The organism is Microbacterium sp. 69-10, from assembly GCF_001897945.1.
Lineage (GTDB): Bacteria > Actinomycetota > Actinomycetes > Actinomycetales > Microbacteriaceae > Microbacterium.
Genome location: NZ_MKRT01000028.1, coordinates 4,869 through 6,011, shown reverse-complemented (window position 1 = coordinate 6,011; position 1,143 = coordinate 4,869). Strand labels below are relative to the sequence as shown.

1 protein-coding gene is annotated in these 1,143 nt (G+C 67.5%); it reads left to right on the top strand.

Annotated features, from left to right (window positions below):
• Nucleotides 1-269 precede the first annotated feature (269 nt).
• Nucleotides 270-1,143, top strand: an 874-nt coding sequence (locus BGN97_RS14440) for a sulfurtransferase (protein WP_292702946.1), incomplete at its 3' end; no start/stop codon positions are given.

The window sequence follows — 1,143 nt, the reverse complement described above, 5'->3', positions numbered from 1 at the left end:
AGGCTGGCGAGCATCTCCGGGCCGGTGACGATCGGCGTGCGCTCGGTGAGGTGCACGACACCCGTGCTCGTCTGCTGGGTCATCACATTCCTGAGGTCAGAAGTCATAGTCTTACGATCCGGATGCGGGCCCGACCGAAGGGATCTATCGTCAAAGGGGACGGCTCAACTTTACGCCGTCGCACACCCGCACCCGCGTCCTGAACCACCTGGCGCACCCGTGCACCGCCCGCAATCAGCATCCGCGTCCTGAACCAAGAGGAGCATCCCGTGACCGTCGAGCACGACAACTCATCCGCCAAGTTCGCCGAGTACGCCGCGCCCGGTCGGCTCGTCACGACCGAGTGGCTCGCCGCCAACCTCGACGCACCCGGCCTGGTTGTCGTCGAATCCGACGAGGACGTCCTGCTCTACGAGACCGGCCACATCCCGGGCGCCGTGAAGGTCGACTGGCACACCGAGCTCAACGACCCGGTCGTGCGCGACTACGTCGACGGCAAGGGCTTCGCCGAGCTCCTCAGCCGCAAGGGCATCTCCCGCGACGACACCGTCGTGATCTACGGCGACAAGAACAACTGGTGGGCCGCATACGCCCTCTGGGTCTTCTCGCTCTTCGGCCACGAGGACGTGCGCCTGGTCGACGGCGGTCGCGACAAGTGGATCGCCGAGGGCCGCGAGATCACCACGGAGAAGACGGTCCGTCCCGCGACGGAGTATCCCGTGGTCGAGCGCGACGACTCCGTGCTGCGCGCCTACAAGGACGACGTGCTGGCGTTCATCGGCCAGGGCCCGCTGATCGACGTGCGCTCCCCCGAGGAGTACTCCGGTGAGCGCACCCACATGCCGGCCTACCCCGACGAGAGCTCGCTGCGCGGCGGTCACATCCCCACCGCGAAGAGCGTGCCGTGGAGCCGTGCGGTCGCTGAGGACGGCGGGTTCAAGACCCGCGCCGAGCTCGAGGAGATCTACCAGGACGGGGCGGGGCTCAAGGCCGGCGACGACGTGATCGCCTACTGCCGCATCGGTGAGCGCTCCAGCCTCACCTGGTTCGTCCTGCAGCACCTGCTCGGCTTCGAGAACGTGCGCAACTACGACGGCTCGTGGACCGAGTGGGGCAGCGCCGTGCGCGTTCCGATCGTCACGG